Origin of the sequence: Trinickia sp. (assembly GCF_051961175.1) — a bacterium.
Lineage (GTDB): Bacteria > Pseudomonadota > Gammaproteobacteria > Burkholderiales > Burkholderiaceae > Trinickia.
Map to the genome: position 1 here is coordinate 1 of NZ_JBQCDN010000342.1, position 8,744 is coordinate 8,744.

The following is an 8,744-nucleotide window of genomic DNA, read 5'->3' on the forward strand; positions in this document are numbered from 1 at the left end:
ACGCGAGCCGTCACCCCCGGCCGGTTCTCGACGCACAGCGCCGCGAGGCTATCCGCCGAAGGGCGCCATTGCCAGAACGTCCAATGGCAGGGGGAGTCATCGAGGCTCGGATCGAATTGCACTCGCAATGGCCCATCGCCGCGCAAGTCGAAGCCGAATTGATCGAGCGGCAGCGAGAGCCCCTTGCCGCGTGCCTTGATATAGCTCTCTTTCAACGTCCAGAAATCGAAGAAGCGTTGTGGTTGCGCCGCTTCCGGCAGCGACCGCAACTGCCTTGCCTCATCCGGGGAAAAATAGCGCTCGGCGATATCGAGCGGCGCTCTGCGGCCGAGATCTTCCACGTCGATGCCGATCTCACAGTCGCGTGTCACGGCGAGGGTGACGAGGCGGTCCGAATGGGAAAGATTGAAGCTCAAGCCGCTCACGCCGGAATGCGTATTGGCGATCGTGGGGCGGCCGAAGGCCGTCGCCTCGAAGCGCCAATCCGCCGGCCGGATCGGTACATAGCGCGACAGAACATAACGAACCAGCGAACGCGTCACGAGGTAGCGGCGCCGAACCTTCTCGATGAAGAGTTTCGCGTGCTTCTTGCGTTCGTCCTCGGTCAAGACGGCATCCAATTGGGCCGTCAGATCCGCATCCGGCACCTGCGCCACGATGGCCACCCAGATGTCGATGTCGCCGCGGCTCAGCGTCAATTGTTCGAGGATGTCCTGGCCCAGCACCGTTTTGCCGCTGCCAGGGGTGATTGCCGTTTCTGCGAACGAGCGATGCATCGTCGGCCCACCCGCTACGCGCCGCGCAGTATGCCGAGGCGCGCGAGCCGGGCCGGGCGCTCGATCTCCTCGCCTGCCATCCAGCGCAGGGCTCGTATTGCTTCGTCTTCGCTGACGGCGATGCCGCTTCCGAGCGTGCCGCAGGGCACGAACGTCGGCGTCTCATCGCCGGTATGAGACGCCAGCGCGGCCACGACGGCCGGGCTCGCGGCGCCTCGACCACCCGTATCCACTAAGCCGCCCGCCTGTGCGAACGGCATCAAATTGCCGCTCGCCACGAGGAAGAGCAGGTTTTGCAGAATCTCCCGCCGGTTATGGCCATCGCCGGCGAGACGCGCGACGATGTCGCCGATCCGCATCGCCCCTTGCGCCATCAATGCGCGCAAGTCGGCAATGAATTCGGGCTGAAAGCTGAGCGCGCCCCGCGGTATCGTCACGCGTGTATCGATCCGCTCGATCTCGGAGATGCAGCCGATCGGCATCGCCTCGAGGTGACGCAGTGCGTCGGCCTGCGATGGATTCGAACGCACACCGCGCACGAATACGTCGCGGCGAAACCGGCGATTGACGGCGAAATCCTCGGCCAAGTGCCGCAGCCGCCCATTCGGCATGGCTGCTATCGCTTCGGCCGCCGGGCGGTCCATCAGCAGCATCGGATGATTGTCCGCGAGCGTGGCGCTGCCCACGTACGAGAGCCCCGCCTCGGCCATCTGATCCATGACATCCACCGAGTAGTGGATGTCCCACGTTCCATTCAAATACTCGTGCGCGAGATAGTCGACGGGATCCTTTGCGAGCGCCGCCAGTGCTTCCGTCACGCTCGGATGATCGCGGAAGTAACGAAAGCTCGGATTGCCGAGCGTTTGCATGCCGGCAATCGCGGTGCCGATGCGCGCCTCGATGCCGCCATCGGCTGCCTGTGCCAGTTCAAACATCAGCTTGCGCAAGGGGGCCTCGGCCGACCATCCTGGCTGGCAGTTATAGCTCAAGTACACAAGGCCGTCATCGGCCAGCCGACGCGAGATGAGCTTGCGTACCGTGCCCCGAACGCCGGCATCGACCCAGCTATAGATCCCGTGCATGACGATAAAGTCGAACGGGGGCAAGTCTTGTTCGAGCAGCGCCTCGAAGCTGGCTTCATGGAAGACGACGTTTCCGGCTCCGAGCTGGCCCGCGCGCCGCCGAGCGGCGCCGATATGGGCCGCGTTGAAATCGCAGGCGTGAAATTCGGCGTGCGGAAAGGCCGCGGCGTTGACGACGGTCGAATGGGCAAAGCCGCAACCGAGATCGAGGTAGCGAAACGGCCGCTCGAGCACCTTCGGACGCGCGCCGCCCACGACACTGGCGTAGTTCAACCAGGCGGGGGACAGCTCGCGATGGAAGCGGTCCGGGAACGTCACGTCGCTCAGGTAGCCGGAGGAAGGATCGGATGCTTGCATGTGAATGAGGGTTGCCGCGCCGCGCGAGCTTACCATGGTGCCACAAGCGTCAAGGGCGGCGCGGCTTGCCGGCTGCGGAGGGGCTTGGCGAACGAGTCAGGCGAACCGCCGTGACGCACGTGTCCGCGGCGCCCGGGGCACGGCGGATCGGTGAATTGAATTCCCTATGTCGACGGGTTTTGCTCCAAAGGGCCGGGCCCGCGCTTAACCTCCGCAGCGTGCCATTTTTAGCCCGGAAAGCCCCGTCAATACGGGATCCCCGTGCAATGTCCCATTCCCTCCGGTTATTCAACGGCCGCTCCATAGGTCGGCTCCATAACCGGAGGTATGGAAAAAGGCGCAGAAAATGTATCGGGATGCGTCGAATTGGCTTGGTACATTGAATCCATGCAATAGACATCGACATCGACATCAACGATCAACCAGCGATTGGCTCCCAGCGCAAATAGCACACACCGAACGCGCCAGTTGGTCGGATTAGAAAAACAGACGAGACCCAGGACGGTCGCTTCGACCGAGGGCTACAGATCGCGGCCTTCGATATCTTGAACTTGCCAGTTGGGATCACAGCATGCCCCCGAATCTGACATTCGCACCGCAGGACGTGGTTCCGTCCGGGTCGACTACTGCGAAAGCCGCCTCGACGGTCGCAAACTCGGCCGCGGTTTCCGGTACCGATATTCTGACCGTCCGGAACCTGTCGAAAATCTTCGGCCCGAAACCCGAGCGTGCAGCCGAGTTGGTCAGGCAGGGCCTCGGCCGTGACGAAGTCTTCGAGCGCACGGGCAATATGTTGGCCGTCAATGACGTTAGCCTCAGCGTCAAAGCGGGCGAGATTTTCGTCATCATGGGCCTGTCGGGTTCCGGCAAGTCGACGCTCGTCCGGCTGCTCAATCGGTTGATCGAGCCCACTTCGGGGCAGGTCATTCTGGAAGGCCGCGATATCGCTCCGATGTCCACTGAGCAATTGCGCGAAGTCCGCCGTCAGAAGATGGCGATGGTATTCCAGTCGTTCGCGTTGCTGCCCAATCGCACGGTGATCGACAACATCTCGTACGGGCTGGAAGTCGCCGGCATGAAAAAGGCTGAGCGCTACGACATCGCCCGTGCGGCACTGACGCGTGTCGGCCTGGGTTCCTACGAAAAGCTTTTGCCCAGCGAATTGTCGGGCGGCATGCAGCAGCGCGTCGGCCTTGCCCGTGCGCTGGCGGTGAATCCTTCGGTGCTGCTGATGGATGAAGCGTTCTCCGCGCTGGATCCGCTGATCCGGCATGAGATGCAAAGCGAGCTCCTGCGGCTCCAAAAGGAAGAGCAGCGCACGATCGTCTTCATCTCGCACGACATCGAAGAAGCGATCAAGATCGGCGGCCGCATCGGCATCATGAAGGATGGCTGTCTGATTCAGGTCGGCACGCCGGCCGAATTGATCCAATCGCCCGCGGACCATTACGTGCGCGACTTCTTCCGCCATGTCGACGTCTCGCGATTCCTGAAGGCGTCCAGCCTGCTGACCCGCGTCGAGCGCGGCGTGATCGCATGCGATGTCGGCACGTCCTCCGAGCGCTACCTCAATCAACTCATCGATAGCGGTGTCGAGTGCGGCTATGTCTGCGACGAGTCGGGCCGCTACCAGGGCGGCGTGACGCCCGCGTCACTGCACAAGGCCGGCGCACGCCCGATCCGCGACGCCTTGATCCCGGATCTGCAGGCGGTGTCGCTGGACGCCGATCTGCACGAGCTTGCCGCGATCGCGTTGGGCCAGGAGCATGACGTACCGGTCGTCGATGCCGCCGGAAAACTCGCCGGGGTCGTGTCGTGCCGCACGATTCTGAAACAAGTTATGGAACGGAGAGCAGGATGAACTCGTCAGTCATCGGCCAGTTTGCAGAGAACGCCGTCAATTTTCTCTTCCATCATTTCCGCGGCGGCTTCGACGCGTTTTCCGCCGCGCTCGGCGCCGTGGTCAAGCTATTGGAGGATGGGCTGGGGGCGATTCCGTTCGTCGTCATGCTGGTGATCCTCGTGGGGCTCTCATTGTGGCGCCGCGGCATCGTGTTCGCGGTGTTCGTCGGTCTCGCGCTGGAGGCGATCCACTTCATGGGGCTGTGGGCGCAAACGACATCGACGTTGGCTCTCGTCATCGCCGCGACATGCTTCAGTCTGGTGATCGGCGTGCCGCTCGGCATCTGGGGCGCGAGAAGCAAGCGCGTGGAATTGATTCTGCGTTCGCTGCTCGATTTCATGCAGACGATGCCGGCGTTCGTCTACCTGATTCCCGCCGTGATCTTGTTCGGCTTGGGCCGGGTGCCCGCTGTGATTGCAACGGTTGTTTTCGCCATGCCGCCGGTGGTGCGTCTGACGACGCTCGGGATTCGGCAGGTGCGCGAGGAGTTGCTGGAAGCCGGCCGCTCGTTCGGCAGCACGGATGCGCAGCTGCTGTGGAAGATCCAATTGCCGAATGCGCTGCCGTCGATCATGGCCGGCGTGAATCAAACCATCATGATGGCGCTCTCGATGGTCGTGATCGCCTCGATGATCGGTGCGGGCGGTCTCGGCGAGTACGTGCTTAGCGGCATCCAGCGCCTGGACATCGGGATCGGCTTCGAAGGCGGCCTGGGTGTCGTGCTGCTGGCGATCGTACTGGACCGCTTGACCGAGAGCTTCGGCGTCAAGTCGAAGAAGAAAGTGAAATCCGTCACCCGGACAGTGAAGCCGGGAGCGAGCGGCGCGGCACGGACCTGATCGGGCCGATAGCGAAGTGCCGCAGTAGGACCGGCCGTCCCGACAGGCGGCCGGAGAGCCGATGCTATCCGTCGGCTCGAAGCAGGACGGGCGGGGACCCAATGCGCTACAGCGACATGGCGACATCCGTCGAACAGTAATTATCTCGTTGATCAATGAGGAGTCCTAAATGAAACGCGGTTTGTTGAAGTCGCTTCTCGCGAAGCTCGCGGTATCGACGGTTGTCGCGGTAGGGATCGGCGGTGCGCCCGCAATGGCGGCGGAGCCTGTGAAGGTGGCGGTAACGAACTGGGCCGACGTGTTGGCCGTGGCCAACGTCGCCAAGTACGTGCTCGAGAACAATCTCAAGCAACCGGTTCAATTCGTACAGGCCGATATCGGCATCCAGTATCAAGGTGTGGCGCGCGGCGACTTGGACATCATGGTGGGCGGCTGGCTGCCGGTCACGCATGCGACTTACTACGCCAAGTACAAGAACGACATGGATGACGTCGGCATCATCTACACCGGCGGCAAGAACGGCTGGGCCGTGCCTGCCTACGTTCCGGAGTCGGAACTGTCGTCGATCGCCGATCTGAACAAGCCTGACGTCAAGAGCAAGCTCAATGCGACGATCCAGGGCATCGAGCCGGGCGGCGGCTTGATGCAAGCCTCGGAAAAGACGATTCAAGCCTACAACCTGGCCGGCTACAACCTGCAAGCGTCGAGTGAAGCGGGCATGCTCGCGGGCGTCTCGCGCGCCTATCAATCGAACCAATGGATCGTGGCGACGGTATGGAGCCCGCATTGGCTCTTCCAGAAGTGGAAGATGCGCTACCTGAAGGATCCGAAGGGCACGCTCGGCGGTGAGGAGCAAGTCCACGCGTTCGCGTCGAAGCAGTTCGCCGGCAAGTTTCCCCGTGCCGACGTGTTCTTCAAGCACTTCAAGCTGACGCTGGCCGATGTCGAGGCGATCGAATTCGAAGGCAACAGCACGAACGACTACGCGACCGCGGCGAAGAAATTCGTCGAGGCGCATCCGGAAAAGCTGAAGGCCTGGTTGCAGCAGTAAACCACCGTGACGGGCCGCGAATCGACACGCAGCGGGCATTTGCGGCCCCGCTCGATATGGAGCCGGGCGGGAGAGCGCCCGTTTTTCTAATGATGGCTGCAGTCTCGCAAGGACTGCGTCTCACGACACCTTTCGGGAGTGAGCAGTGAACGAACAAGCGCGCTTTTTTTCTGAAACGCTCCAGAGCCGCGACCCGGTAATCTCATCGGAGATCGCGCTCGAGTTGCGCCGCCAGCAAACTCAGATCGAGCTGATCGCTTCCGAGAACATCGTCTCGGCGGCCGTCATGGAAGCGCAGGGGACGGTGCTGACGAACAAGTACGCCGAGGGTTATCCGTCGAAGCGTTATTACGGCGGCTGCGAGCACGTGGATCGCATCGAGGCGCTGGCCATTGACCGCGTGAAGGCGCTGTTCGAGGCCGAGTACGCAAACGTACAACCTCACTCGGGGGCGCAGGCCAACGGTGCGGTCATGCTGGCGCTGGTCAAGCCTGGCGAGACCGTCATGGGCATGTCGCTCGACGCCGGCGGGCACCTGACGCATGGCGCGCGACCGGCGCTGTCGGGCAAATGGTTCAACTCGGTCCAGTACGGCGTGAGTCCGGAAACGTACCGCATCGACTACGACAAGCTGCGCGCGCTCGCACAGGAACATCGCCCGAAGCTGATCATCGCCGGCTATTCGGCCTATCCGCGAGCGCTCGACTTCGCTGCGTTCCGCGACATCGCGGACAGCGTCGGCGCGTTGCTGATGGTCGACATGGCACATATCGCGGGCATCGTCGCGGCCGGCCGCCATGAGAACCCGATTCGCTTCGCCGACGTGGTCACGTCGACGACGCACAAGACGCTGCGCGGTCCGCGCGGCGGCTTCATTCTCACGAACAACGGCGACATCGCCAAAAAAATCAATTCGGCGGTGTTCCCCGGATTGCAGGGCGGCCCGCTCATGCACGTCATCGCCGGCAAGGCGGTGGCATTCGGCGAGGCGCTTCGCCCCGAGTTCACGGCTTACATCGATCAGGTCCTGCGCAACGCGCAGGCCCTCGGCAATGTGCTGAGCGCCGGCGGGCTGAGCCTCGTGACGGGCGGCACCGACAACCACCTGCAGCTGGTTGACTTGCGGCCCAAGGGTCTCACGGGTACGCAGGCCGAGAAAGCGCTCGAGCGCGCCGGCATCACGTGCAACAAGAACGGTATCCCGTTCGATACGCAAAACCCGACGGTGACCTCGGGCGTTCGGCTTGGGACGCCGGCCGGCACGACGCGCGGATTCGGCACGGCCCAATTCGAGCAGATCGGCGAAATGATTCTCGACGTGTTGGCGGCGCTGGAACGCGACCCGAACGGCGACGAGCAGGTGGAGCGCGCGGTGCGTGCGCGCGTGAAAGATTTGTGCGCTCAGTTTCCGATTTATTCGCACGCAGTCGATGTCGTATGACCCGTGGTCGCCATTGACCGCTGGCAACGTTCGACCGTCCTTTTTTGAAAATTACTGAAGAGAGATACCGACATGAGCTTCGAGGGTGTACATACTCCGCTCGTCACGCCATTCAAGGCGGACGGCGAGATCGATCACGATTTGCTCGGCAAGCACGCCGCCGACCTCGCGGGACGCTTGTCCGGTCTTGGGGTGGGCGGGACCACCGGCGAATACTACGCGCTCAGCTTCGAAGAGCGGGTGCGTACGTTCAACACCGTTGCGCAGGCAGCGGGCGGCAAGACGAATTTGAACGCGGGCATCAATGCCACGACGACGCGTGAAGTGATCCGCCTCGGCCAGGAAGCGAAGCGCGCGGGGATCCCCGCTTTGCTCGTCGCCGCGCCTTACTACACGCAGCCCACGCAGGAAGAGCTGTTGACGCATATGTTGAAGGTTGACGACGCGCTCGACATGCCGATCATGCTTTACAACTTCCCGGCCCGCACCGGCACGGCAATCGGCGATGAAGTGCTGGAGAAGCTGCTCGAGCGCCCGAACTTCGTCGCCATGAAGGAAAGCACCGGCGACATCGCGCATTTGCATCACCTCGCCACGCATTTCAAGGACCGCCTGTTGTTTGCGTGCGGCATGGACGATCAGGTTCTCGAGTTCTTCGTCTGGGGTGCGAAAAGCTGGTATGCGGGGGCCGGCAATTTCCTGCCGGAAATTCACATGGCCCTGTTCGATGCGTGCGTCAAGAAAGGGGACTTCGCGCTGGGTCGCAAGCTGATGACGCAATTGCTGCCCGTGCTCGAAGTGCTCGAGCGCGGCGGCAAATTCATTCAATACGTTCGCTATGGCTGCGAGCTGGCCGGCAAGCCGGTGGGCGTGGCTCGCGCACCGCTCGGCGCGTTGTCGGAGGCCGAACGCCGCGACTTCGCCAAGTTGGTCCAACCGCTGTTGCACAACGCTCAATAATCTAGCCCACTAGCATGACCTCGAAACTGGAATTCGCGCGGTTTCCCGCTCCCGACGGCGTGAATGGATGGTGGGAGTGTCTGCCTCCGGCGGCGCCGCCGGAGACGGTAGCGTCCGAGCAACGATTCGACTGGGTTGTGATCGGCGGGGGCATTACGGGGCTCTGTGCGGCGCGCCGGCTCGCCGAGTTGGCGCCCGATGCGTCGATTGCACTGGTGGATGCGGACCCCATAGGGCGCACCACCCCCGGGCGCAAATACGGTTTCTTCGTCGATCAGCCCCAACACATCAGCAGCGAAAGCTACAAGCGCAGCGTAGAAGCGGACAAGGCCCAT

The 8,744-nt window shown here is 62.6% G+C and carries 8 protein-coding genes; 6 read left to right on the top strand and 2 right to left on the bottom strand.

The features are described from left to right. Together ACTHL0_RS20150 and ACTHL0_RS20155 are read right to left on the bottom strand one after the other, a co-directional pair. Positions 1–776 (bottom strand): 4'-phosphopantetheinyl transferase family protein (locus ACTHL0_RS20150; RefSeq protein WP_440568649.1); only part of this gene is annotated, 776 nt, incomplete at its 3' end. A gap of 14 nt (positions 777–790) precedes the next feature. Then, positions 791–2,251: a class I SAM-dependent methyltransferase gene (locus ACTHL0_RS20155; protein WP_440568650.1), complete on the bottom strand. Its 1,461-nt coding sequence runs from the start codon at positions 2,249–2,251 to the stop codon at positions 791–793. A 535-nt stretch (positions 2,252–2,786) separates the two neighbouring features. Here ACTHL0_RS20155 and ACTHL0_RS20160 point away from each other — a divergent pair. From ACTHL0_RS20160 to ACTHL0_RS20185, 6 genes are all read left to right on the top strand, one after another. Beyond that, positions 2,787–4,076 carry a quaternary amine ABC transporter ATP-binding protein gene (locus ACTHL0_RS20160; protein WP_440568651.1) on the top strand — a complete coding sequence of 430 codons (1,290 nt, stop codon included), beginning with the start codon at positions 2,787–2,789 and terminating at the stop codon, positions 4,074–4,076. Next, a complete protein-coding gene (locus ACTHL0_RS20165) occupies positions 4,073–4,957 on the top strand; it encodes an ABC transporter permease (RefSeq protein WP_440568653.1) in 885 nt (294 codons plus the stop codon). The genes ACTHL0_RS20160 and ACTHL0_RS20165 overlap by 4 nt, the downstream gene beginning before the upstream one ends. A 169-nt stretch (positions 4,958–5,126) precedes the next feature. After that, on the top strand, positions 5,127–6,008 hold the full coding sequence (locus tag ACTHL0_RS20170; RefSeq protein ID WP_440568654.1) for a glycine betaine ABC transporter substrate-binding protein: 882 nt from the start codon (positions 5,127–5,129) through the stop codon (positions 6,006–6,008). 145 nt (positions 6,009–6,153) lie between these two features. Continuing rightward, positions 6,154–7,449 (top strand): serine hydroxymethyltransferase, encoded by a 1,296-nt coding sequence (gene glyA / locus ACTHL0_RS20175; protein ID WP_440568655.1) that lies wholly within the window; start codon positions 6,154–6,156, stop codon positions 7,447–7,449. 72 nt (positions 7,450–7,521) lie between these two features. Then, positions 7,522–8,409, top strand: a complete 888-nt coding sequence (locus tag ACTHL0_RS20180) for a dihydrodipicolinate synthase family protein (RefSeq protein ID WP_440568656.1) — start codon at positions 7,522–7,524, stop codon at positions 8,407–8,409. 14 nt (positions 8,410–8,423) lie between these two features. Then, a partial coding sequence (locus ACTHL0_RS20185; protein WP_440568657.1) for an FAD-dependent oxidoreductase occupies positions 8,424–8,744 on the top strand: 321 nt, incomplete at its 3' end.

What these genes read in the sequence shown, in the direction of transcription:
- ACTHL0_RS20170 (WP_440568654.1), top strand. Translation starts at nt 5,127, where the DNA reads ATGAAACGCGGTTTGTTGAAGTCGCTTCTCGCGAAGCTCGCGGTATCG.
- ACTHL0_RS20165 (WP_440568653.1), top strand. Translation starts at nt 4,073, where the DNA reads ATGAACTCGTCAGTCATCGGCCAGTTTGCAGAGAACGCCGTCAATTTT.
- ACTHL0_RS20160 (WP_440568651.1), top strand. Translation starts at nt 2,787, where the DNA reads ATGCCCCCGAATCTGACATTCGCACCGCAGGACGTGGTTCCGTCCGGG.
- ACTHL0_RS20180 (WP_440568656.1), top strand. Translation starts at nt 7,522, where the DNA reads ATGAGCTTCGAGGGTGTACATACTCCGCTCGTCACGCCATTCAAGGCG.
- ACTHL0_RS20155 (WP_440568650.1), bottom strand. Translation starts at nt 2,251, where the DNA reads ATGGTAAGCTCGCGCGGCGCGGCAACCCTCATTCACATGCAAGCATCC.